The organism is Gordonia spumicola (genome assembly GCF_009932475.1).
Lineage (GTDB): Bacteria > Actinomycetota > Actinomycetes > Mycobacteriales > Mycobacteriaceae > Gordonia > Gordonia spumicola.
This window is the reverse complement of sequence record NZ_BJOV01000005.1, coordinates 1,733,346-1,755,950: the sequence shown is the minus strand read 5'-3', so window position 1 is coordinate 1,755,950 and position 22,605 is coordinate 1,733,346. Positions and strand designations below refer to the sequence as shown.

General features: G+C 68.3%; 20 protein-coding genes and 2 tRNA genes. 12 read left to right on the top strand and 10 right to left on the bottom strand.

Translation table 11 applies throughout. The features are described 5' to 3' along the window. Nucleotides 1-32 precede the first annotated feature (32 nt). Both GYB83_RS19410 and aceE read right to left on the bottom strand, forming a co-directional pair. Nucleotides 33-1,289 carry a PucR family transcriptional regulator gene (locus tag GYB83_RS19410; protein ID WP_161897613.1) on the bottom strand — a complete coding sequence of 419 codons (1,257 nt, stop codon included), beginning with the start codon at nucleotides 1,287-1,289 and terminating at the stop codon, nucleotides 33-35. Between the two features lie 170 nt (nucleotides 1,290-1,459). Continuing rightward, nucleotides 1,460-4,240 carry a pyruvate dehydrogenase (acetyl-transferring), homodimeric type gene (gene aceE / locus GYB83_RS19405; RefSeq protein WP_228461633.1) on the bottom strand — a complete coding sequence of 927 codons (2,781 nt, stop codon included), beginning with the start codon at nucleotides 4,238-4,240 and terminating at the stop codon, nucleotides 1,460-1,462. 222 nt (nucleotides 4,241-4,462) lie between these two features. Between aceE and GYB83_RS19400 the strand changes: the two genes are divergently transcribed. The 3 genes from GYB83_RS19400 to GYB83_RS19390 all read left to right on the top strand — a co-directional run bounded on the left by GYB83_RS19400 (nucleotide 4,463) and on the right by GYB83_RS19390 (nucleotide 6,040). Further along, nucleotides 4,463-4,990, top strand: coding sequence for an Rv2240c family protein (locus GYB83_RS19400; RefSeq protein ID WP_161896951.1), 528 nt, complete (start codon nucleotides 4,463-4,465; stop codon nucleotides 4,988-4,990). A gap of 145 nt (nucleotides 4,991-5,135) precedes the next feature. Next, nucleotides 5,136-5,555 (top strand): DUF3052 domain-containing protein, encoded by a 420-nt coding sequence (locus GYB83_RS19395; protein ID WP_161896950.1) that lies wholly within the window; start codon nucleotides 5,136-5,138, stop codon nucleotides 5,553-5,555. Next, nucleotides 5,552-6,040, top strand: a complete 489-nt coding sequence (locus GYB83_RS19390; RefSeq protein ID WP_161896949.1) for a peroxiredoxin — start codon at nucleotides 5,552-5,554, stop codon at nucleotides 6,038-6,040. Before GYB83_RS19395 ends, GYB83_RS19390 begins: the two co-directional genes overlap by 4 nt. Nucleotides 6,041-6,073: 33 nt before the next feature. Here GYB83_RS19390 and GYB83_RS19385 read toward each other — a convergent pair whose 3' ends face one another. Next, on the bottom strand, nucleotides 6,074-8,620 hold the full coding sequence (locus GYB83_RS19385; RefSeq protein ID WP_161896948.1) for an acyltransferase family protein: 2,547 nt from the start codon (nucleotides 8,618-8,620) through the stop codon (nucleotides 6,074-6,076). Nucleotides 8,621-8,839: 219 nt separating this feature from the next. Continuing rightward, on the bottom strand, nucleotides 8,840-9,742 hold the full coding sequence (locus GYB83_RS19380; RefSeq protein WP_228461631.1) for an SGNH/GDSL hydrolase family protein: 903 nt from the start codon (nucleotides 9,740-9,742) through the stop codon (nucleotides 8,840-8,842). A gap of 159 nt (nucleotides 9,743-9,901) precedes the next feature. On the opposite strand from GYB83_RS19380, the gene GYB83_RS19375 reads away from it, so the two are divergent. From GYB83_RS19375 to GYB83_RS19345, 7 genes are all read left to right on the top strand, one after another. After that, a tRNA-Cys gene (locus GYB83_RS19375) sits at nucleotides 9,902-9,972 on the top strand. Nucleotides 9,973-10,058: 86 nt separating this feature from the next. Next, nucleotides 10,059-10,766, top strand: a complete 708-nt coding sequence (locus GYB83_RS19370) for a potassium channel family protein (RefSeq protein ID WP_161896947.1) — start codon at nucleotides 10,059-10,061, stop codon at nucleotides 10,764-10,766. Nucleotides 10,767-10,853: 87 nt separating this feature from the next. Next, nucleotides 10,854-12,515 (top strand): FAD/NAD(P)-binding protein, encoded by a 1,662-nt coding sequence (locus GYB83_RS19365; protein WP_371865251.1) that lies wholly within the window; start codon nucleotides 10,854-10,856, stop codon nucleotides 12,513-12,515. Then, nucleotides 12,516-12,947 carry a hypothetical protein gene (locus tag GYB83_RS19360; protein WP_161896946.1) on the top strand — a complete coding sequence of 144 codons (432 nt, stop codon included), beginning with the start codon at nucleotides 12,516-12,518 and terminating at the stop codon, nucleotides 12,945-12,947. Beyond that, the gene (locus GYB83_RS19355; RefSeq protein WP_161896945.1) at nucleotides 12,944-14,338 is read left to right on the top strand and encodes an FHA domain-containing protein; all 1,395 of its coding nucleotides are present in this window, start codon (nucleotides 12,944-12,946) and stop codon (nucleotides 14,336-14,338) included. Before GYB83_RS19360 ends, GYB83_RS19355 begins: the two co-directional genes overlap by 4 nt. Continuing rightward, the gene (locus GYB83_RS19350; protein ID WP_161896944.1) at nucleotides 14,338-16,377 is read left to right on the top strand and encodes a cation:proton antiporter domain-containing protein; all 2,040 of its coding nucleotides are present in this window, start codon (nucleotides 14,338-14,340) and stop codon (nucleotides 16,375-16,377) included. Before GYB83_RS19355 ends, GYB83_RS19350 begins: the two co-directional genes overlap by 1 nt. A 5-nt stretch (nucleotides 16,378-16,382) precedes the next feature. Next, complete coding sequence (locus GYB83_RS19345; protein ID WP_161896943.1) at nucleotides 16,383-17,192, top strand: protein kinase domain-containing protein; 810 nt, start codon at nucleotides 16,383-16,385, stop codon at nucleotides 17,190-17,192. A 12-nt stretch (nucleotides 17,193-17,204) separates the two neighbouring features. Here the strand turns inward: GYB83_RS19345 and GYB83_RS19340 are convergent, their stop codons facing one another. Together GYB83_RS19340 and GYB83_RS19335 are read right to left on the bottom strand one after the other, a co-directional pair. Next, complete coding sequence (locus GYB83_RS19340; RefSeq protein WP_161896942.1) at nucleotides 17,205-17,603, bottom strand: hypothetical protein; 399 nt, start codon at nucleotides 17,601-17,603, stop codon at nucleotides 17,205-17,207. A gap of 98 nt (nucleotides 17,604-17,701) precedes the next feature. Continuing rightward, nucleotides 17,702-17,773, bottom strand: a tRNA-Val gene (locus GYB83_RS19335). A gap of 134 nt (nucleotides 17,774-17,907) precedes the next feature. On the opposite strand from GYB83_RS19335, the gene GYB83_RS19330 reads away from it, so the two are divergent. After that, nucleotides 17,908-18,714: a maleylpyruvate isomerase family mycothiol-dependent enzyme gene (locus GYB83_RS19330; RefSeq protein WP_161896941.1), complete on the top strand. Its 807-nt coding sequence runs from the start codon at nucleotides 17,908-17,910 to the stop codon at nucleotides 18,712-18,714. A gap of 11 nt (nucleotides 18,715-18,725) precedes the next feature. Here GYB83_RS19330 and GYB83_RS19325 read toward each other — a convergent pair whose 3' ends face one another. Beyond that, complete coding sequence (locus GYB83_RS19325) at nucleotides 18,726-19,538, bottom strand: spermidine synthase (RefSeq protein WP_161896940.1); 813 nt, start codon at nucleotides 19,536-19,538, stop codon at nucleotides 18,726-18,728. Between the two features lie 36 nt (nucleotides 19,539-19,574). Between GYB83_RS19325 and GYB83_RS19320 the strand changes: the two genes are divergently transcribed. Further along, nucleotides 19,575-20,498: a cobalamin biosynthesis protein gene (locus GYB83_RS19320; protein WP_161896939.1), complete on the top strand. Its 924-nt coding sequence runs from the start codon at nucleotides 19,575-19,577 to the stop codon at nucleotides 20,496-20,498. Here the strand turns inward: GYB83_RS19320 and GYB83_RS19315 are convergent. The 3 genes from GYB83_RS19315 to GYB83_RS19305 are packed head-to-tail and all read right to left on the bottom strand — an operon-like array spanning nucleotide 20,451 to nucleotide 22,594. After that, nucleotides 20,451-21,398, bottom strand: coding sequence for an SURF1 family cytochrome oxidase biogenesis protein (locus GYB83_RS19315; protein WP_161896938.1), 948 nt, complete (start codon nucleotides 21,396-21,398; stop codon nucleotides 20,451-20,453). The genes GYB83_RS19320 and GYB83_RS19315 overlap by 48 nt on opposite strands. 10 nt (nucleotides 21,399-21,408) lie before the next feature. Next, nucleotides 21,409-21,906 (bottom strand): low molecular weight protein-tyrosine-phosphatase, encoded by a 498-nt coding sequence (locus GYB83_RS19310; RefSeq protein ID WP_228461629.1) that lies wholly within the window; start codon nucleotides 21,904-21,906, stop codon nucleotides 21,409-21,411. Next, nucleotides 21,899-22,594 (bottom strand): HAD hydrolase-like protein, encoded by a 696-nt coding sequence (locus GYB83_RS19305; protein WP_161896937.1) that lies wholly within the window; start codon nucleotides 22,592-22,594, stop codon nucleotides 21,899-21,901. The genes GYB83_RS19310 and GYB83_RS19305 overlap by 8 nt, the downstream gene beginning before the upstream one ends. Between the last annotated feature and the right edge of the window lie 11 nt (nucleotides 22,595-22,605).

Sequence of the window (22,605 nt, the reverse complement as noted above, 5' to 3'; positions counted from 1 at the left end):
CTTTGTTCGGAAATGTTGTTAACCGCTGTGACTCACGTGACAGTTCGTGTTGATTGTTGCTGAATTCGTGACAGTCGGGCGACTGTCAGTGCCACTCGGAGTACGTAAGCATCCCTCGGGTTACCTGGGTCACGTCCAGTGACGTCGGTCACCTTTTTTAGTCGATATCGCACAGTGTTGGGATGTATGTACAGTTCCCGCGCGCACGATTCGATGGATCCGCCCGCGTCGAGGTACGCCTCGAGAGTGGTCTGCAGGGTCTGGCCTTCGCCGCCGAGGGGGGCGATGAGCGTGTCGGTCAGCATCCGGGCAGCGGCCTGGTCGCCGTTGAGGGCGCGCTCGGGGAGCAGATCGGAGCTGTGGACGGGGCGAGGTGCGCTCGGCCAGCCCGCGACGGCGTCGGCTCCGGCGAGGGCTTCGACGGCGGAGACGTGCGCGGCCGTCAGGTTCGGCATCGTCGGCCCGACGACGACGGCGCCGTCGGCGAAGTGATCGAGGAGATCGGTGAGGAATCGGTCGGTGGCGCCGAGCGCCCCGCCGACGATCGCGACGAGAGTGCTGCCCTGCACGACCGACAGGGTCGCGCGGTCGTGCTGCTTGCCGGTGTTGTGGATCGCGAGGGGGACCGACACGTTCTGCTCGGGCGGCGGAGTGCCGATGATGACGGTGGCCTGCGTGTCGCTGGGCCAGTTGAGCGCGGCCGCGCGCGAGAGGAGCTGCGCGCCTTCGTCGCCGCGGACCACGGCGTCGACGACGAGGGCCTCCATGCGGGAGTCCCACGCGCCGCGCGACTCGGCGGCCGACGCGTAGATCGCGGCCGCGGCGAACCCGATCTCGCGGCCGTACCGCAGCACGGACTCGGTGAGCGCGCGCAGTTGGACGTCGTTGCGGGCGAGCAACGGGAGCCACTTCTCGAAGAACTCCATCGCCACGCGGACCATTTCGACGGTCTGCAGCAGGGTGACGCGACGCGCCAGGTCCTGGGGCACCACCTGGAACGCCTGCACGGTGAACTTGACGTTGCCTTCGGGGTCCTGGATCCATTCGACGAAGTTCACGACCGCGGTCTGAACGACGAGCTGCACGCTGGCCTTCTGCCCGGCGTCCAACTCGGTGAAGTAGGGGAGCTGCTCGGACATCGCGTGCACAGCCTCGGTCGCGAGACGTCCGCTGTACAGCTTCATCCTGCGCAGCAGCGCGTCCGGCAGCGCGTCGTGGACCGTCGCAGGCGCGGGCACGTGCGCACCCCGACTGCGGTCGAGCACGTCGGACGCGTCGCTGGCGGCCAGCGCCTCACTGGTCGGGAGCTCTTGATCAGGCACGCCTCCAATCTAGGCGCTTCCTGCGCCTACGCGGCCGTCCCCACGCCCGCGCTCGTGCCCCGACCGTGTTTCGGAGAGCGAGTGAAACGACGACGGCGCCGTCCCGCGAGGGACGACGCCGTCGAGGCTGGAACGGATCAGGCGACGCCGGGGTCGCTGGTCTGCTCGGGGGCGGCCGTGACATCGGTGATCTGGTAGGTGTCGGCGGCCCGGGCGGCGACCGAACGGTCGATCTCACCGTCACGGGCGAGTCCGACGAGAACGCCGACCGCGATCGACTCGGCGTCGATGTTGAAGAACCGGCGCGCCGCGGGACGGGTGTCGGAGAATCCGAAGCCGTCCGCACCGAGTGTCAGATAGGTGCCGGGGACGTAGGCCCGGACCTGCTCCTGAACGCCGCGCATGTAGTCGGACACGGCCACCGTCGGACCCGACGAACCGGCCAGCAGGCTCGTCAGATGCGGGGTGCGCGACTGCGTCGGATCCCGCAGTTCGCCGCGATCGGCGTCGATTCCGTCGCGGGCGAGCTCCGACCACGACGTGATCGAGTAGACGTCGGCGGAGACGTCCCACTCGTCGGCCAGCAGATCCTGTGCGCGAAGGGCGTCGCCCATCGTCACACCGGAGACGAGGATGCTCGCGCGGTGCGACTTGCCCTCGACGCCCTTGCGGAACAGGTACCCGCCCTTGATGAGCGCGTCGACGTCGAGATCGTCGGGCCGAGCGGGCTGCGTGATCGGCTCGTTGTAGACGGTGATGTAGAAGTACACGTCGTCGGGATCGTCGCCGTACATGCGGGTGAGACCGTTGTCGATGATCGCCGACAGTTCGTAGCCGAAGGCCGGATCGTACGAGACGACACCCGGATTCGTGGCCGCGATCAACGGCGAATGGCCGTCCGCGTGCTGCAGACCCTCACCGGTGAGGGTGGTGCGGCCCGCGGTCGCGCCGATCACGAAGCCGCGCGCCATCTGGTCGGCGGCCGCCCAGAATCCGTCGCCCGTCCGCTGGAAGCCGAACATCGAGTAGAAGATGTACAGCGGGATCATCGGCTCGTTGTGCGTCGCGTACGACGTCCCGACCGCGGTGAAGCTGGCCGTCGAGCCGGCCTCGTTGATGCCCTCGTGCAGGATCTGTCCCTGCGCCGACTCCTTGTAGGCGAGCATCAGCTCGGCGTCGACCGATCGGTACTGCTGACCGTTGCGGTTGTAGATCTTCAGCGTCGGGAACCACGAGTCCATGCCGAACGTGCGCGCCTCGTCGGGGATGATCGGCACGATGCGCTTGCCGATCTCCTTGTCGCGGAGGAGCTCCTTGAAGATGCGGACCAGCGCCATCGTCGTGGCGACCTGCTGGTTGCCCGATCCCTTGGCGGTCGCGGCGACGGCCTTCGACGTGTCCGGATGCAGCGGGATGGTCGTGGTGCGACGCGACGGGAGCGACCCGCCGAGGGCACGGCGACGATCCAGCAGGTACTGGATCTCGGGCGAATCCGCTCCGGGGTGGTAGTACGGCGGCAGGTACGGATCGGCTTCGAGCTGCGCGTCCGTGATCGGCACGCGCGACGTGTCGCGGAAGGCCTTCAGGTCGTCGAGCGTCAGCTTCTTCATCTGGTGCGTCGCGTTGCGTCCCTCGAAGTGCTTGCCGAGGGTGTACCCCTTGATCGTCTTCGCCAGGATGACGGTCGGCTGACCCTTGTGGTTCATCGCGGCGTTGTATGCCGCGTACACCTTGCGGTAGTCGTGGCCGCCGCGCTTGAGCTGCCAGATGTCCTGGTCGCTGAGCTTGTCGGCGAGTGCCTTGGTCCGCGGATCGCGGTTGAAGAAGTTCTCGCGGATGAACTGGCCGTCGTTTGCGCGGTACGTCTGGAAGTCGCCGTCGCGCGTCTTGTTCATCAGGTTGACGAGGGCGCCGTCCTGGTCGGCGTGGAACAGCGCGTCCCACTCGCGGCCCCACACCACCTTGATGACGTTCCAGCCCGCGCCACGGAAGAACGACTCCAACTCCTGGATGATCTTCCCGTTGCCGCGGACCGGGCCGTCGAGGCGCTGCAGATTGCAGTTGATGACGAACGTCAGGTTGTCGAGGCCTTCGGTGGCGGCGACGTGCGCCAGACCACGCGACTCGGCCTCGTCCATCTCACCGTCGCCGAGGAACGCCCACACGTGCTGGTCGGACGTGTCCTTGATCCCCCGGTCGTGGAGGTAGTGGTTGAAACGGGCCTGGTAGATGGCGTTCATCGGGCCGAGGCCCATCGACACCGTCGGGAACTGCCAGAAGTCGGGCATCAGCCTCGGGTGCGGATACGACGGAAGGCCGCCTCCGAGCCCGGCGTGGCTGTGCTCCTGACGGAAGCCGTCCATTCGGTGCTCGTCGATGCGGCCCTCGAGGAAGGCTCGCGCATAGACGCCCGGCGACGCGTGGCCCTGGACGAAGATCTGATCGCCGCCGCCGGGATGGTCCGGTCCGCGGAAGAAGTGGTTGAAACCGACCTCGTACAACGACGCCGACGACGCGTACGTCGAGATGTGGCCGCCGACTCCGATGCCGGGCCGCTGTGCTCGGTGCACCATGATCGCCGCGTTCCACCGGATGAAGGCGCGGAATCGACGTTCGACGTCCTCATCGCCGGGGAACTCCGGCTCGAGGTCGGTCGGGATCGTGTTCACGTAGTCCGTCGACGTCAGCGGGGGGAGGGCGACGCGCTTGTCGTCGGCGCGTTCGAGCATCCTCAGCATCAGGTAGCGAGCGCGTTCGGGCCCGGCTGCCGACAGCATCGCGTCGAACGACTCGAGCCATTCGTCGGTCTCTGTCGGATCGATGTCGGCGAGGTACGAGGCGACGCCGTCTCGGATCACTTCGACGCGGCTGGTGCGCGTCGACGTGTCGATGGGGCCGCTCGTGGTCTGGTCGGTCACAAATCCACCATTCTCGTAGGCGAGCCGGAGACAGGTCGGCTGGCTCGCTGCGTGGCCGTCGGGGGTGTGACGGCTGGATCGATTCGGGTCCGCGAGGATTTCGCGGACACCTGCTTCCATCGTGCCGCAAATCACGCCCCGTGGCAGTGGATGTAATGAGACACACGTTCTACTGTGCGGTAACATCGAGCCATTCGTCTCTTGTCCGGGGGAGTGGCCCACATGCTCGTGCGCGTCGTCGTCGGTGCTGCCGTCGTGATTCTCGCGTCCACCCTGGTGACCGGGTGCTCGGACAAGACCATCACGGTGGAACCGACATCGTCGGCCCAGTCGGCGTCCACCGGCACCGCCACGACCACCGTGCAGACCGCCGAACGCTCCGAGTTGGAGAAGATCGCGGCCGTGCAGGTGTGCCGGAACGTGATCACCTCGGCGGGTGCGATGGTCCGCGACTACAACGTCTTCATCACCAAGCTCAACAGTGTGCAGTCGTACGCCAAGATGACGTCCGAAGACCGGTGGGCCGCGGACACTCTCACGACCGGCGCGGACGTGGTCCGCAAGGCGATATCCCCGTCGACGCCCGCCGACCTCGTCGCGGTCGTCAACAAGTTCGTCGACAGTTCGGCCGACCTCGCCGAACGCATCCAGGCCAAGCAGATGGGCGGTCTGAACGCCGCCGCCACGACATGGGGAACGCACCGCACCGCCGCGCTCGACAAGTGCACCGAATTCCTGCCGACGAAGTGAATCGGTGGCCGCGGAACCGAATTCGGCGACGAAACACCGGCCGTGCACTGTCGGGATGCCCGTCGACCCTCTAGTCTTGATCTGAGTTTCGCTCGGAACACCGGGTGAACGACATGATGTCAGCACGAACGGGAGGACACACGCGGTGGTAGCCGCCACGGACGACAGGGCGAGCAAGCTCGGATTCACCAACGGAATGGTGATCCAGGAGCGCGGTTGGGATGAAGACACCGATGACGACCTGCGGGCCGACATCGAAGACGCGATCGACGCGGAGATGCTCGACGAGGACGCGATCGACGTCGTCGATGCAGTGATCCTGTGGTGGCGTGACGACGACGGCGACCTCGTGGACGCGCTGATGGACGCGATCGGGCCGCTCGCCGAGGGCGGATACATCTGGGTGCTGTCGCCGAAGACGGGCCGCGACGGTCATGTCGACCCCGCGGTGATCGCCGAGTCGGCCCCGACGGCGGGCCTCACTCAGACGTCGGTGACCAGCCTCGGTGACTGGACCGGTGCGCGCCTCGTCACTCCGAAGGCTCGGTCGGGCAAACGCGCATGACGACGCCTCCGAGTGTCGCCGCCCGGCCGCTGCCCGTCGGAACCGTCGCGCCGGAGTTCGAACTCCGCGACCAGAACAACCGACGCGTGTCGTTGTCGTCCCTGCGCGAGAAGGGCGACGTCCTCATCGTGTTCTTCCCGCTCGCCTTCACCGGAACGTGTGAAGGGGAGCTGGGCCACATCCGCGACCATCTGCCGCAGTTCGACGACGACTCCCTCACGACGGTCGCGGTGTCGGTGGGACCGCCTCCCACCCACAAGGTGTGGTCGGCGGCGCAGGGCTATCTGTTCCCGATCCTGTCGGACTTCTGGCCGCACGGCGACGTCGCCCGCGCCTACGGCGTGCTCGACGACGAACGGGGCTTCGCCAACCGCGGAACGTTCCTCGTCTCCCGCGACGGCCTCATCGAGTATTCGGCGATGGTCGGGCCGGGCGAGGCCCGCACCACCGAGACCTGGGACGCCGCCCTCGCTTCTCGCGCCTGACCTGCACGGTCGTGTCGAGAGAGATCGGCGGCCTCAGGCTTGGGGCGCGGCCACGTCGGTCGTCGACTTGAGGACGCAGCCTGCCGGGGGCAGGTCGGTGGCCGGGTACATCGTGGCGAGGGCGACCGCGAAGCGGCGGGCCCGCTCGACGTAACCCGCCTGCGTGTAGTGCACCCCGTCGAGGAACCAGTCCTGATGGACCTCGCCCGCCCAGTCGTACACGCGCAGGTTCGGGTAGCGCTTGCACGCCCGGACGAGTGCCCGGTTGAAGTTGCGCATCGCGCCGTTGTTGTAGGCCGGGTTCTCGTTGAGGGAGTTCGTCACGACGGTGGGCCACAGGACGGGTTGTCCGGCGAGCGGCTTCAAGAGGTTGTCGATGCGCATGTCGACGGGACCGACGCCGCCCACTTCGACGTTGGCGGTGTCGTTGATGCCCATCGCGATCACCCAGCAGCCGCGGACGCCCCGCGCCAACGCCGACTCGATCGACTCGGTGGCGTTCGGCTGATCGTTGACGCGTTCCATGCTCGACCGTCCGCCGACGACGTCGCCGATGTACGTCTTCGCGCCGACCGACTTGTACCGCCCCTCGAGGCGCAGTGCCACGTTCGGCTGCATGCCGGGGTCGTTCATGCCGATCGACGTCGAGTCGCCGACGTGGATGACGGTGGTGCACTTGGTCCGCCGCTGGTCGGCGGGCAGGGTGGGGCCGTGGCGTTCGGGCGTGGGGCCCGCGAGGTCGGCGATCTCGTCGTCGATGCCGCTGTCGGTGGACTCGGACTTGTACAGCGCCGACACGATCGGAAGGTCGGGATTCAGCTTCGACACGGCGACCATCGAGCCGACGGCAAGGCCGAGGACGACGAGCGTCGCGACCACCGCGCGCATCGGCGAGCGGCGGGGCTCCGACTGGTCCTGTGGCTCGGCAGCCGGTGCGGGCGGAGCGGACGGCGGCGGCACGGCCGTGTCGGTATGCTCGGTCTGGGTGACGGGCGCGACCCGGACGGTCGGCGTCTCGTCGGCCGCGGGAGCCTCGGGTTCCTTCGGTGCCAGGTTGAGCACGCTCGGAGCCTTCGACAGCACCGTCACCCCGGTCGGCACGCGGAAACGCACGGTGTCGGCGGACGACGGCTCGTGCGAGCCTCCGGACGCAGGTGTCTCGTTCGGCGGCTCGGGTGCGTCCTCGGCGACGGCCAGGTCGACGGCCTCCTCGACGATCGGCGTGCGCAGCACCACGTCCACCGGCTCTTCGCGCAGCGGCGCGGGTTCGACGACCGACGACGACGCCGGGTCCCAGGCCGTCACGGAGGGAGTTGTTTCGTCTGCCATCGGAAGCTCCTCGGTGGGGAGGTCTGCGGGTTCGTCGACGTCGGGAGTCGTCGGCTCGGGGCGTGGCTGCGACTTCCGGAAGGGTCGCGCGAGAGTGGTTCCGACGGTCACCGCGGTGCCGAGCAGCGCGGCTCGGAGAGTGTCCTCGTGTCGTCGGGGAGTGGTGAGGGCGGCTCGGAAGCCGTATCGCCGGATCGGGTCCTCGACGTACCGCCATGACAGCGATGCGATCACGAGGGTCGCTGTGACCACGACGATCGAGCTGATCAGTGGCGATCCGCCGCGGATCAGGCCGGGCAGGAATGCGACGAGGGGCATGTGCCACAGGTAGATGCCGTACGACCGTTCGCCGATCCAGCGGAACGGCTGCATGCTCAGGACGGTCGCGACGAGCGTCGACGGGGTGACTGCCGCGACGAGCACACCCATCGTCGCGACGGTCAGAACGGCGATGCCCCAGTCGTAGAGTTCCAGGGAGTTGTCGGTCGTCGACATGCACAGGTAGACGATGCCCGCGAGACCCGCGATGCCTGCGACGTCGAGCACGCACCGCTGGTTGTGGGTCACGGTCCGCGCGCGGGCGGGCCACCAGAAGGCCAGGGCCGCGCCGAGGAGGAGCGCCCCCGCGCGGGTGTCGGTGCCCTCGTAGGCGCGGGTGTTGTCGAAGCCGGTCTCCGCGAGGGTCGTCAGCAGGTAGAACGACCCGAGCGCGAGTCCGACCGTGACCAGGCTGATGAGCCAGCGCATCCGCAGGACCAGGTAGAACAGCGCGAGCATGAGCGGCCAGACGATGTAGAACTGCTCCTCGATCGAGAGCGACCACATGTGGCTCAGCGGGCTGGGGCCGCCGAACCGGTCGAAGTACGAGGTGTTCGACAGGATCGTGTGCCAGTTGTTGACGTAGAACAGCGCACTGAGGGCCTGCCCGGCGTACGTGCCGAGCTTGTCCGGGATCACGACAGCGGTCGTGACGAGGGTCGCGACGAGGACCAGGACGACGGCCGGCAGCAGGCGACGAGCGCGGCGCAGCCAGAACGTCTTGAGGTTGAGTCCTCCCGTGCGTTCGCGCGTCGCGATCAGCAGTGACGTGATGAGGTAGCCGCTCAGGGTGAAGAACACGCCGACGCCGAGAAGTCCGCCCCCGAATCCGGGGACCTGCAAGTGGTACAGCAGGACCACGGTGACCGCGACGGCGCGAATGCCGTCGAGCCCCGGCAGGTAGGACGATTCGTTGTGCGTTGGACGTGGCATGTCCGCGCGGCACCCCCTGAAGCGGTAGGACGATCCGCGGCCTGTCGTGGCCGCTCGAAGTGGTCGTGGCCGTCCCGCCCGTCGTCGATGGGCGGCGGCGTCGACGTTTCATCATAGGTCGTCGTCGGGGGTGGACCTGTCATTCACGTGACCGGATGACGCGCGAAACGGGCAGCCCGTGACGTGTGATTTGTCACGGACTGCCCGCGGCGGGCCTGGTCAGGACGGGAAGGCGGTGGCGAGCGCTGTCGCGAAGAGCCGGTTGCGCTGCACGATTCCGGTCGCGTTGTAGTGAATGCCGTCGACGTACCAGGAGTCCTGGGTCTCGGATGCGAAGTCGTACACCTTCAGGTTGGGGTAGCGAGTGGTGGCCCGCTGCAGCGCGGCGTTGAACTTCCGCATGTTGTCCGGTGCGTACGCCTTGTTGCTCGGGTTCGACGTCATGACGGTGGGCCACAGGACGTCGAGTCCGGTCAGCTTGGACATGATGCGGTCGATGCGTGCGTCGGCGTCGACGGTGCTGCCGACGGCGATGTTCGCGGCATCGTTGACGCCCATGGCGATGACCCAGCAGCCTCGTCGGCCGGAAGCGAGCTGTGCGGTGACGGCGTCGACGGCATTGGGCTCGCCGTCGACCTTCTCGACGATCGACCGTCCGCCGGACGCGTCGAGCACCACGTCGGTCGCGCCGACGCGCGTGAACTGCGCGGTCAGACGATCCGCGGGATCGGTCACCTTCGACGCGCTGTCGATGCCGACGGAGGTGGAGTCGCCGATCTGCGTCACCTGGGTGCACGAGGTGCGGCGGTCCCCGGTCGGCACCGCCTGCTGTTGCGGCGTCTTCTGGTCGGGCGACTGCGGGACGAGGAGATTGAAGATGGACTGCAGGTCGTATCCGCCGCTGCCGTTCTGATCGATGGGCAGCTCCTGGAGGATCCGGCCCGCGCTGTCGATGAGGTCGCCGATCGACGGTTCCGGCACCGTGGGCGTCACCGGCGCGGCCGATGCGGGTGCGACGAATGCCGCGGACAGCGCGGCGAGAGCGCCGACCACGCCCGCGGTCAGCCGCACGCGGCGTCGCATGGTGGTGGCACGGACCGGAAGCTTCTTCTGAGTAGTCACAATAATCTCAGTAGATAACAGGAGTCTCATCTGTTTCAACCTGCCGCGGGTTGCGGAACGGTCTCGATCGAGACCTCGTCGGACGAATCGGCCGATTTTGATCGCCGGTGGGCGAAACCCTCGACCGGCGGTCGTGGTTCTGCGACAGTGGGGGCGCTCGCGGGTGTGGCTGAGTGGTCAAGCAGCGGTCTGCAAAACCGTGAACGCAGGTTCGAATCCTGTCATCCGCTCGAGGGAAGGGCCGACCGCACGACTAGGGCCCGGATCGTCGACGGTTCAGACTCGTCGTCATGGATGAACAGTCGCGGTTCGATCGGTGGGCGCCGCGGTCGAGTGGCCGCTAGTCGTCTCGGCCGTGGTGTTCTTGATCGCGTACGCGGCGCCGATCGTCGAACCAGACCTTCACCCCGAGGTCGATGTCGCGTGCTCGGTGATCGTCGGACTGGTGTGGGCGCTGTTCGTCGTCGACTACGGTGTCCGGCTCTGGCTGAGTCCGCGCCGCTGGGTGTTCGTGAGGTCGAACCTGTTCGACCTCACGACGCTCACCCTCCCGCTACTGCGCCCATTGCGTCTCTTGCGCCTGCTGGCCCTCCTGTCGGTGCTCAATCGTGCGAGTTCGCGCTCGCTGCGGGGTAAAGCCGTCGTCTACGCGATCGGCGGGGCGGTGTCGTTGCTCGTGATCGCGGCGTTGGCGATCACCGACGCCGAACGCGGGCTGGCGGGGTCGTCGATCGACGGAATCGGCGACGGCATGTGGTGGGCGATCACGACCATGACGACAGTCGGCTACGGCGACACGTTCCCCGTCACGACGACGGGCAGATGTGTCGCGGTTGTCCTGATGATCGCGGGCATTGCGCTCCTCGGCGTCGTGACCGGGATTTTCGCGTCCTGGCTTGTCGGGGCCATCGACGACGAGGTCGACGCGGCCAAGGACGAGACGCAGGAGGCGATAGCTGTGTTGACGGCTGAGGTCAGGGCATTGCGAGCTGCACTGGCCGACCGTGTCCGCGCGACGCCGTAGACAGGCGCTCGGGGGAGTCGTACGAAGGGGTGATTTCCGTGGACGGATTCCTGAAGTCCGTCATGCGGGCTGGATAATCGATTCACTATGCAAGGGGACATCACGGTCGGCCGTCAGGCCCCTCCGCCGAGGCCGGGCGGTCCACCAGGACGCGGCGCGCACATTCCCCGGCGGGGCCAGGTCCCGCCGCCGGTGCTGCCCGCGCGCGGAGACCTGAACGATCAACTCATCAACACCGACTTCTGGACCGATCGGATGGTCGAGGCCGCCGGGATCCCGATCGTCGACGTACCGTTCGTCACGGTCGGATCGGGCATCGGATCGTTCGTCACCGTCGACTATCTGAGGGTGTGCGGCGTTCCGGCCGATCAGATCGCGGTGCTCGGACCGCAGGACGTGCCCTGGCGTTCGTACGAGTATTTGACCCGCTGTTCGCAGATTCCACGGCACGAACGATTGCGTTCGGACTCGCAGTCCATGCCGGACAATCTGTGGGGTTTCCCGTCGTACGCGGTGCGTGAGGCGTGGGCCGACAAGACGATCGGCCCACTGTGGAACGTCCTCACCGAACCGATCATCGCGAATTACTACACGCCGAGGGCGGGTCACGCGTTCGAGTCGATGGAGGCCGAGGCCAAGCGCATCGACTACTACCGGTCGCTGCACAACGGCCAGGTCCGCATGGTGCGACGCCGGTCCGGCGGCGGCTACTTCACGCTGTTCACCCCGAAAGCGGGGACGTCGCGGACCAAACGCGTCGCGTTCCGCAGCCGCTATGTGCACGTCGCGATCGGCTACCCGGGCATCAAACTGCTCCCCGACCTGCAGAAGTACCGTGAGACGTACGGCGACACCGCCCGGGTCGTCAACGCGTACGAGCCGCACGAGGTGATCTACGATTCGCTGCGCGCGCGACCCGGCACGGTCATCATCCGCGGTGCGGGCATCGTCGCCTCGCGCGTCCTGCAGCGGCTGATCGACGACCGTGACACGTACGGACTGCAGACGCAGATCGTCCACCTGTTCCGCACCTACGTCGACAAGGCTCACGGACCACGGTTGACGATGCGCCGCCCGGGCAGTCACGGCTGGGCCTACCAGGGTTTCAACTACCCGAAGTCGGTGTGGGGAGGTCAGCTCAAGGCGCGGATGTCCAAGCTCGAGGGCTACGACCGACTCGCGTTGTACAAAGAGATCTCGGGCACCAACACGCCGATCCGCAAGGACTGGCAGCGGCAGCTCAAGCGGGGTCGCGCCGAGGGCTTCTACCAGGTGGTCGTCGGCACGGCCGAGACGCTGCGGCCCGCGACCGGTCGCCAGGGGGTGATCGCGGGCGTCCGAATCGACCCGCACGCCCCGATCCAGCAGCAGTCCGGGCCGGGTGGGATACGCGAGATCCACGCCGACTTCGTCATCGACTGCACTGGCCTGCAGGCCGATGTCCGCGAGCATCGACTGCTCGCCGACCTTCTCGACCACACCGGAGCCGGACTCAATCCGCTCGGGCGGATGGACGTGGAACGCGACTTCGAACTTCGCGGAACTCGCAACGGCGACGGGAAGGTCTTCTGCTCGGGGACGGCCACCCTCGGCGGCTACTTCCCCGGCGTCGACACGTTCCTCGGGCTCCAGATCGCGGCGCAGGAGATCGGCGACGCGGTCGCCGCCGACGGCTTCTGCGAGCGCCTCACGTCGGCGCGCTCGGTGAAGCAGTGGTGGCGTTGGGCGCGCAGCAAGGGAGTGGACTGAATGCTGCCGACCCTGAACGGACGCCTTCAACTGCGAGTCCTCGTCGGACTCGTCGTCGGCGGACTGTGGACGGCGATCGTCGCGCCGGTGCTGCCGACCGGCGCGTCCGTCTCCGACAACTATCGCGTCGCCTACGTGGTGCTCACCGTGATGATCGCGATCGGCGTCGTCTGGGAGCTGATCTACCACGCCATCCAACAGTTCCGGTGGGAGAAGGACTGGCCGACCCTGTTCACGCTGCTCACCGGGATCAACGAGGGCGTCGTGCTGTGGCTGGTCCTCAAGTTCGTGATGCCCGACGGGTATCTGCCGCCGACGCCGGCGTTCGTCATCCAATTCGTCACCACCTGGCTGATCGTGTTCTTCGTGCTCAACGGCCCGTTGCGGATAGTCTTCCCGCGGCAGCGATTCCGAGGGGGCAGCTTCGTATGACCGATGACGATCGTGACCAGGCACGGGTGTCGCTGATCCCCGGAACCGGACTCGTCATCCGCAAGCCGGGGATCTTGTGCGTGCTCGGCGCGGGGTCTGCGGCGCTGGCCGACGACGTGATCGCGTTGAGCGGGACGCCCGGACACGCGTTGACCCGTGCCGTCGCCACACTCGTCGACGACAGCGGACTGGACGACGTCGACATCGCGTTCGCCGCGCCCGGTGATGCGGGAATCATGGTGTATCTGCGCGGCGACGTCTTCGGCGAACTCGACGGGCGCCGCGTGGCTCCGGAGGGCGGCCGCCCGTTCGAGCAGTCCGTCCAGTGGCCGTTCATGGGTCTGGGCCTGTTCGTCGGCGACGCCGTCGCCGATCCGATCGGCGAGGAGCGGTTCGCGCTCGTCGACGGCATGGTGCCCGCGGCGGGCGCACGTCTGCATTCGCCGGAGGTGTCCGGTGCGACGGCCTTCTACAACGCGGCGATCGAACGGGTGAAGCGGGAACTCGCCGAGTACCGGAAATCGAAGGGACAGTCGGCTCCGGCCGACGACGACGCGCCGTCCACCGCGGCCATGCCAGAGATGCCCGTCACCGAGATCGTCGAGAAGCCGACGCCCGGGCGGATGCCGGAGTCGACGCCACAGCAGGCGATCCGGCCGTTCGTCAGTTCGTCGCTGCGGTCCGATCCGGAGACGCCGGCGGCGCGGCCGGCCCTGGACAAGGCGCGTCCGCCCGCACGCGCCCCGCTGCCTCCGGTCGACCGGCCCGCGGGGCGTCCCGCGCCACGCCCGCGTCCTCCGGTGTCGAACCCGGCTCAACCCCGTCCGCCTGCGCCGTCGCGCCCACCGCTCGCGAAGCCGGACACCTTGATACCGAGACCGGTGTCCGCCGTGCCGACGCCGAAGCCCAAGCCGCAGGTGTTGGGTGTGCGATGCGTCAACGGGCACCTCAATCACCCCGCGGGCTGGATCTGCGGCGCCTGCGGCATCCGCATGGAGCAGCAGACGAACATCCCGGTGATGGGGGAGCGGCCGGCTCTGGGCTGGCTGTTGCTCGACACCGGCGAGGTGTTCTCGCTCGACGCCGACATCGTGATCGGGCGCGTCGCGTCGAGCAGACCCGAAGGACTGCAGCCGGGTGAACCGAAGACGATCGCGCTCGTCGACGACACCGACACGATCTCGCGCCGTCACCTGGAGATCAGGCTCGTCGACTGGGACGTGTTCGTCGTCGACCTGGGGTCGATCAACGGGACCTACGTCGTCGATCCCGGGATCGGCGCGGTGGAGATGCAGGTGCCGCCGAAACAGCCGCGCCGTCTGGCGCCGGGCGCGCGGATCCGACTCGGCAACCGGGTCCTGACCTTCGAGTCGCCGCACGCGAGGATCTGATGTCCGCGCACAGCACCATGTTCCTGTTGGCCGATGTCGCCGTCGTCATCGCCGCGGCCCGGATCGGCGGTCGCATCGCGCAGGCGATGAAGCAGCCGCCCGTCGTCGGTGAGATCGTCGCGGGCATCGCCCTCGGCCCCAGCCTGCTCGGATTGTTACCGGGCGACCCGTCGACGTGGCTGTTCCCGACGGACGTCCGTCCCCTCCTGAACGCGATCGCCCAAGTGGGCCTCGTCCTGTTCATGTTCATCGTCGGCCTCGAACTCGACATGCGCCTCGTCCGCGGTCGAGGCCGGGCGGCGGCGACGATCTCGGTGTGCTCGGTGGTCCTGCCGTTCGCGCTCGGCGTCGGTCTCGGCCTGCTGCTGTACTCGTCCCACGGCACGGTCGACGGCATGCCGATCGACAAGCTCGGCATGTGTCTCTTCCTCGGCATCGCCATGTCGATCACGGCGTTCCCCGTGCTCGCGCGCATCCTGACCGACCGCGGCATGCAGCGCACCGCGGTCGGCGCGTTCAGTCTCGCCGCGGCCGCCGTCGACGACATCATCGCGTGGAGCACCCTGGCGTTGATCATCGCGATCATCCAGGGCGGCAGCCCGACCAAGGTGGCTACGACGGTCGGCCTCACCATCGTGTACACGGCGATCATGTTCGGCGTGGTCCGGCCGCTTCTGGCGAAACTGCTGACGTGGCGCAACCGCTCGTCCGGCTTCCCCGCGGACCTGCTCGCGGTGGTGCTGATCGGCATCTTCCTGTCGTCGGCGGTCACCGACTGGATCGGCGTCCACTCGATCATCGGCGCATTCGTGTTCGGTGTCGTGATGCCCAAGGCAGGCGGCGAGCAGTTGATCCGCGAGATCCTCGAACGCATCGAACAGGCGGTGGTGCTCCTGTTGCTGCCGATGTTCTTCGTCATCACCGGGCTCGGTGTCGACCTCGGCGGCATTCACGGAACCGGCTGGCTGCAACTGCTCGCCGTGATCGCCGTGGCGTGTGTCGGCAAGTTCCTCGGCGCCTATTTCGGCGCCCGGACCTCGAACATGCCGCCGCGGCAGTCGGCCGCCATCGCGGTGCTGATGAACACGCGCGGTCTCACCGAACTCGTGATCCTCACCGCCGGACGAGAACTCGGGGTCCTCAGCGACGAACTGTTCGCGATGATGGTGGTGATGGCGCTTGTCACGACCGCGATGGCGGGGCCGCTGCTGTCGGTGATCTACCCGCCGAAGGTGATCGAGAAGGACATCGAGGCGCTCGAACGCCGCGCGTTGACCGCCGGGTCGGCGACGCGGGTGATGATGGTGATCGGGGACCTCTCGCCCGACGTCGACGAGCTGGCGAAGCGCCACGCCGGTCTGCTGGCGACGGGTGCGGGCGCCGACGTGATCGTCGCCGGTGTGCTTCCGAAGGAGTCGAGCGCCGACGCGTCGTCGTTCGCTGTGCCCGATTTCGCCGCGATGGCGGCCGCGATCGAGAAGCTCAACACGCTGGCGACCCGGCTGACCGACGCCGCGTCGACGTCGGTGCTGTGCCGCTTCACGATCGACCCGGTCGCCGACCTCGAGGCGATGGCCGACACCAGTTCGCCCGACCTGATCGTCCTGGACGGGTCCGCGCGGGAGACCGGTCTCGCGCTGACGGTCGCACCGGTGATGCTCGTCGACGAAGCCCGCGTCCGGGGGCTCGGCGGCCGTCTGGTGTGCCGGGCGCAGGACGACCGCAGCGGTCGGACCGCGGTCGTGATCGCGTCGGAGATCGCCGTGCGCACACGGCGGGACCTGCTCGTGGAGACCTCGTCGTCGCGGCGACGGATGCTCGCCGACCTCAAACCCGTCGCGGCGTTGGGAGTGCGCGTCGACGTCGCCGAACGCGGTGTCGGCACGGAGTCGGACGACGTGCTCGGCGTCGTCGACAGCGACGCCGCGTTCGGAGTGTTCGACGGCACCGAGGTCAGCGAAGAGGGCCTCGGCGATCGGATATCGCAGAAGTTCGGCAACGATGTGCCGGCGTCGGCCGGCCGCAGCGTGGAGGGGTAACTGACATGGACACACCCGACCGGGCGACGATGCTCGCCGACTTCACCGTCGTCCGCCGCATGGGCGATGCGGGCAACGGGACGTTCTTCCTGGCTCGACCGCCCGCGCGGCTCGGCCTGCCCGACGATCGTGTGGTGGTCAAGGTGTTCAGCGGCGTCTGCAGCGACGACGCGTACCGGCGCGGCGTGCGAGAACTTCGGGCCTTCGCCGCCGTCCAGTCGCCCTACCTCGCGAAACTGTACGACGCACTGCTCCAGGAGCAGTTCATGTACGCGATGGAGTACTTCCCGAACGGCTCCCTCGCCGAACCGGCGTCGGGCCGCCTCGACCGCGACGCGGGGTTGGCGGCCCTGGCCGATGCTGCGCGCGGCGTCCACGATCTGCACGAGGCCGGGATCGCGCACGGAAACGTGACCCCGTCGTCGGTGATGCTCACCGACGGCGGCGGACGGATCTGCGACCTCGGGCTGTCTCGCGTGTTGGCCGCCGACGAGCCGCTGACCAGCTTCGTGCAGCCGGCATCCGTCGAATACATCGACCCGTCACTGCTGGCAGGCGGCCTGCCGACGCGGGCGACCGACATCTGGTCGTTGGGCGCCTGCCTGCACTACGTCCTCGCGGGAACGGGCGTGTTCGGTCCCATCCCGACGTCGCAGCCGGTGCTCGCGATCCGTGCCGCACTGTCGAACCCGCCGTCGCTGTCGGCCCGGTTGACTCCCGCCGAAGTCGACCTCGTCGCCAGTTGCCTCAACCTCAACGGTCGTGTCCCGGCCACCGCCGCCGACGTCGCATCCCGCATCGACGCGCTCCGCTGACCGCGCGCCCCGTCAGCGGAACGTCTCCGTCGTGAACACCGCGAACCCGAGGATCACGGCCGTCACGAGAAGCGAGGCCAGGGCGGCGAGCGGTGGCACGACGTATGGATGCCAGCCGGTGGTCCCCGCGACGAGCAGACCCGCAGCCTGCCCGATGACGAACACCGGGATCGGGGAGACGACCGCGGCGCCGATAGCCGCATGCGTGATCGGCGATGTCGGGAATCCGTCGCCGAGCATCACGCACAACACACTGAGGTAGCCGAGGAACGGCAACGCGATGATCATCAGCCCGACCGACAGCGCGATCACACCGTACATGGAGGCGTCGGCTCGGCCGACCGCCCACAGAATCGCGGCCGCCGCCGCGAACAACGTCGTCACGATGCACAAGCGTCTCGCCTTGGTCATCGGATCCTCCCTCCGCTGCTCGAGTCTCGGGCAACGATACTGGGAGGCGCGCCGATGGCGCAGGTCGCGCGCTGGAGACCTGCTCAGATGACATACGGTGCGCGCAAAGGGATTCGAACCCCTGACCGCTGGTGTGTAAGACCAGAGCTCTACCGCTGAGCTATACGCGCGCGACGTCGAGACGTCCTCTGGCACAGTAGCCGGTGTCCGCGGCGTGTCCCAAACCGGATTCTCCCGTCACGGCACAGTGTTCGCGGCTACTCTCACGTCACGTCACCACACCGGATTCGGAAGGCTCGCACCCGTGAAGACAATCGTCGACAAGACCCCGCTCATCGATGCGCTCCAAGCACAATGGACGACCATCGATCAGCTCGTCTCGCCCCTGTCCGACGATCAGTGGAACGCCGACAGCGGACTCGCCGGATGGACCGTCGGCGACATCGTCGCCCATGTCATCGGCACTGAGAACATGCTCGACGGCCGCGAGGTGACCCCGATCCGCGACGTGTCCGAGCTGGATCACGTGGTGAATCCGATCGGTGTCCTCAATGAGAACTGGCTCGACCACTACCGAGCCCTCACCCGCGACGAGGTGATGGCCGACTACCGCTCCGTCACGGCCAAGCGGCTCGCCGACCTCCGCGCGATGGACGACGACGCGTGGAACGCCGACTCGGTCACCCCGGTGGGTCCGGAGAGCTACGGACGGTTCATCCGCGTCCGGAACTTCGACTGCTGGGTCCACGAACTCGACATCCGCGACGCGCTCGACCTGGGTGAACCGTCCGATCCGGCGCCCGCGCGGTTCACCCTCGACGAGTTCGTTCACAACCTGCCGTATGTGATCGGGAAGAAGGCGCGGGTCCCGTCCGGGCGGACGGTGACCGTCGACTTCACCGGCCTCGTCCCCGAACAGGTCCACATCGCGGTGACCGAACGGGCGGCGATCGTTCCCGCGCTCGACAGTCGTGCCGACGTGACGCTGCGGGTCAGCCTCGCCGACTACACGCGGCTCGCGGGCGGCAGACCGGGTGACCCGCGTGTCGAGATCGACGGCGATCGGGAACTCGGCGAATCGATCGTCGGGAACCTGCACTACCTCGTCTGACGACGCGGCGTCTAGGCCGGGGTGTCGCGGCGGATGCGGCCGGAACCGAAGGCCCGGGCCGACGCGCCGGTCATGAGGCGGGCCGGTTCGGGGTCGCTGCGGAGGGTGCGTTCGAGGTCCGCCGAGTCGGGGAGCGGACCGTCGCCCGCGACGACGACGATGTTGCCGCTCCGACGCCCCTTGAACATGGACGGGTCGGCGATCAGTTCGACGTTGGTGAACACCTCGCCGATCGTCGACACCTCCGACCGCACCGATGTCAGGTCGCGACGGTCGCCGCAGTTCGCGATGTAGAGGCCGCCCGGCGTGAGGACCCGGCGTACGGCCTCCGTGAACTCGACGGTCGTCAGGTGCTCGGGCGTCACGCTGCCGCTGAACGCGTCGCGCATGACGATGTCGCGCGTCCCCGGAAGCAGGCTCTCGGTCACCTCACGGGCGTCGCCGACACGTATCCGCAGTCGAGGCGCGCGGGGCAGGTCGAACCATTCACGGGCCAGGCGCGCGAGTTCGGCGTCGATCTCGACGGCGACGTGTCGCGACTGCGGGTAGACGTGCGCCAGGTGGCGGGGGAGCGCGCAGGCCGCGGCGCCGAGATGCAGCACCCGCAGCGGAGTCGCACGGTCGCGGTACCGGTCGGCGATCGCGGCGGCCGCCTGCCGCATGTACTCGAAGTCGAGTTGGTCGGGATTCTCGGGGTCGATGTGGCTCGACTGCGCGCCGTTGATCGACAACAGCCAACCGCCGTCGATGCTGGGCACGAGTTCCGCTGTGCCGGTGGAGATGTCGAATACTCCCGCGGAGGGGGCGGGACGGGAGGCGGCCATGTCGGACCATCGTAGTCGGGCCGATACGATCACCGGATGCAGCTCACCGCCGACGCGCTCGGGATCAGCGCCGGGGCCGTCGCCGACGCAGTGTTCTCCGACCCGCGGCGCGGTCACCCCGTCGCGCTGTTCGGCACGACCGTCGCCGCGATCGAGAAGACGACATACGCCGATTCGCGGTTGCGGGGTGCGCTGTTCGCCGCCGCCGGGATCGGGATCGGCGTCTGCGCCGGGATCGTCGCCCGCAAGGCCGGCGCCGCCGGGACGGCCGCCGCGACGTTCACCGCACTGGGCGGGACGTCGCTCGCCGCCATCGGCGACGACATCGCCGACGCGCTCGACGCGGGCGACATCGCCGGAGCCAGGGCTCTCGTCGCGGGGCTCGTCGGACGGGACACCACCCTGCTCGACGAGGCCGGGATCTGCCGGGCGGCCGTCGAGTCGATCGCCGAGAACACGTCCGACGCGACCGTCGCACCGCTGTTCTGGGGCGCGGTCGCCGGAGCGCCCGGCCTGCTCGGATACCGCGCCGCGAACACGCTCGACGCGATGGTCGGCTACCGGTCTCCGCGCTACCAGCGGTTCGGGTGGGCGTCGGCCCGGATCGACGACGTGGCGAACATCGTTCCGGCGCGGCTCACCGCGGTCCTGGTCGGCGTCCTCTCCGGCGCACCCGGGCCGGTGTGGCGCGCGGTGCGACGCGACGCCGCGGCGCATCCGAGCCCCAACGCGGGCGTCGTCGAAGCCGCGTTCGCCGGAGCGCTCGGCATCACGCTCGGCGGCCGGACCGTCTACGCACACGGCACCGAACTCCGGCCGACGCTGGGCGACGGCCGACCGCCGCTCGCCGCAGATCTGCGGGCCGCGACGCGACTGTCGCGCCGGGTCCAACGGGCGAGTGCGGTCGCGGCCTCACTTGCCGTAGCGCGCGGCCAGTTTCGCTCGGACGGCGTCGTCTGACGCCGAGTCCGCGGCGCCCTCGCCGACGCCCGCGACGGTCTTCGCGGAGACGTCGTTCCCCGACCTCTGGCCCGTCTCGCGCAGCGCCCGCCGGAAGCGCTCGCGCTCCGACTTCGCTGTCGGCACCGGTTCGTCGACGGCCTCGACCTCGGGTGACGCCTTCTTGGCGCGCCGCGCCTTCACCTCGTTGTAGATGAAGTACCCGGCGCCCAGCGGCACCATCACGCCGAACGCCAGCCACTGCAATCCGTACGAGAGATACGGCCCGCTCTCGAGCTGCGGCAGCTCGATCTCACCGAGCGAACCCGGCTGCTGGGGCGACAACTGCACGTAGAACGACTCCAGGCGCATGCCGGTGGTCTTCGCCAGCTGTGCCGTGTCGATCGTGTACGCGGTCGCCGCGCCGTTCTCGACACGAGGTTCCTTGCCCGGGCTGGTGCCCTCGGACTTCATCAGGCGGGCCGAGATGGTCACATCCCCGTCGGGCGGCGTCGGAATCGTGAACGTCCCGTCCGTCGACGACGGCACGATCCCGCGGTTCACCACGATGATCCGGTCCGATCCGCTGATCTGGAACGGCGTCAACGCTTCGACGGCCGGACGCTCGTCCGAGTACCGGAAGCGCAGGAGAACTTGGCCCTGGACGAGGTATCGGCCGCGAAGGGTCACCTCGCGCCACTCGTGGTCGGCGTCGAACGACGAGCCGGGCGGAGCCAACTCGTCGATCGGTACGGGCGCGGTGCCGGTGGCGGCGCGGATCAGATCGTTGCGGTGCTCGGTGTCGCTGTTCTTCCCGAGTTGCCAGGGCGCGAGGATCGCGAAACAGGCGGCCGCGAAGGCCACGACAAAAACCGCGAGCAGGAGCCACCCGGGTTTGAAGAACGAACGAAGGACGCGCACGCCCTCCAGGTTACTGACCGGCGCGCTCGGCCAACGTCGCGTGGGTCCACGCCAGCAGCCCGGGGATCGCCGCCTCGATCTGTTCGCGGACTTCCGCGAAGTCGTCCGGCGTCCCGTAGTACGGGTCGGGGAGGTCTGCGCCGTCGGCCGCCGGGTCGAAGCTGCGGAGCAGCCGGACACGGTTGCCAAGACGCTTGCGCTCGAGCTCGGCGACGTGACCGCGGTCGGCGACGACCAGCAGATCCGCCGACAGATGATCGGGCGAGAGCTGCGCGGCCACATGCCGGTCGGAGTAGCCGTGCGCGAGGAGTTCGGTGCGGGCCCGGTTGTCCGCGGGCTCGCCGACATGCCATCCGCCGGTTCCGGCGCTGGTCACCCGTACACGGTCGGTCAGTCCGGCGTCGGCGATCGCGTGGGCGAAGATCAGTTCCGCCATCGGCGAGCGACAGATGTTGCCCGAGCAGACGAAACAGATGTGCAGGGCCGAGGCCGCCGCGATGTCAGACACCGAGAACCTTTCGCAGGTGGGGGACCGAGGTGACGATCCACCTATTGTCGTCGGGGACGCCCGACCAGTCGTGGGCGGCCTCCAACTCTCCTGCGTGAGCGTAGCCCCACTCGACGCCGATCGTCGGGACCTGGCACGATGCGGCCCCGTCGACGTCGTGAGATCGGTCACCGACCATGACGATCGACCGTTCTGTCGGACTGACGCCGAGTCGACGGAGGGCTTCGGCGATCACGTCGCCCTTCGCCGAGCGGCCCACGGCGTCGTCGGCCCCGCAGATCGTCGCGAATCCGCGGGCCAGCTCGAAGTGCTCGAGGATCCTGCGCGCGATCACCTCGTTCTTCGACGTCGCGATCGCCGTGATGCGCCCGGCCGCGGCGAGATCGGCGAGAAGTTCGGCCATCCCGTCGAAGACGGCGTTCTCCCGCCAGCCCGTCACGTCGTATCGCTCGCGATACGCGCGGACGCCGTCGGCAGCACGGTCGCCCGCGATGCCGAGCAGGGCGAAGGACTCGACGAGTGGCGGACCGACGATCGACGGCCAGAAGTCCTCGTCCGGCACCGGCTCGCCGAGCCGAGTCAACGCGTGTCGGAACGACGTGGTGATACCGACGAAACTGTCGGTCACGGTGCCGTCGAGGTCGAACAGGACGACGGTGTCGGGGTCGGCCGGGTCGACGTGCAGCATGACCTCATCCT

Bases quoted from the DNA above. Each gene is read 5' to 3' on its own strand.
- GYB83_RS19400 (WP_161896951.1), top strand. From the start codon at position 4,463: ATGCTCGTGCGCGTCGTCGTCGGTGCTGCCGTCGTGATTCTCGCGTCC.
- GYB83_RS19390 (WP_161896949.1), top strand. From the start codon at position 5,552: ATGACGACGCCTCCGAGTGTCGCCGCCCGGCCGCTGCCCGTCGGAACC.
- GYB83_RS19385 (WP_161896948.1), bottom strand. From the start codon at position 8,620: ATGCCACGTCCAACGCACAACGAATCGTCCTACCTGCCGGGGCTCGAC.
- GYB83_RS19365 (WP_371865251.1), top strand. From the start codon at position 10,854: ATGCAAGGGGACATCACGGTCGGCCGTCAGGCCCCTCCGCCGAGGCCG.
- GYB83_RS19360 (WP_161896946.1), top strand. From the start codon at position 12,516: ATGCTGCCGACCCTGAACGGACGCCTTCAACTGCGAGTCCTCGTCGGA.
- GYB83_RS19355 (WP_161896945.1), top strand. From the start codon at position 12,944: ATGACCGATGACGATCGTGACCAGGCACGGGTGTCGCTGATCCCCGGA.
- GYB83_RS19350 (WP_161896944.1), top strand. From the start codon at position 14,338: ATGTCCGCGCACAGCACCATGTTCCTGTTGGCCGATGTCGCCGTCGTC.
- GYB83_RS19345 (WP_161896943.1), top strand. From the start codon at position 16,383: ATGGACACACCCGACCGGGCGACGATGCTCGCCGACTTCACCGTCGTC.
- GYB83_RS19340 (WP_161896942.1), bottom strand. From the start codon at position 17,603: ATGACCAAGGCGAGACGCTTGTGCATCGTGACGACGTTGTTCGCGGCG.
- GYB83_RS19325 (WP_161896940.1), bottom strand. From the start codon at position 19,538: ATGGCCGCCTCCCGTCCCGCCCCCTCCGCGGGAGTATTCGACATCTCC.
- GYB83_RS19320 (WP_161896939.1), top strand. From the start codon at position 19,575: ATGCAGCTCACCGCCGACGCGCTCGGGATCAGCGCCGGGGCCGTCGCC.
- GYB83_RS19305 (WP_161896937.1), bottom strand. From the start codon at position 22,594: ATGCTGCACGTCGACCCGGCCGACCCCGACACCGTCGTCCTGTTCGAC.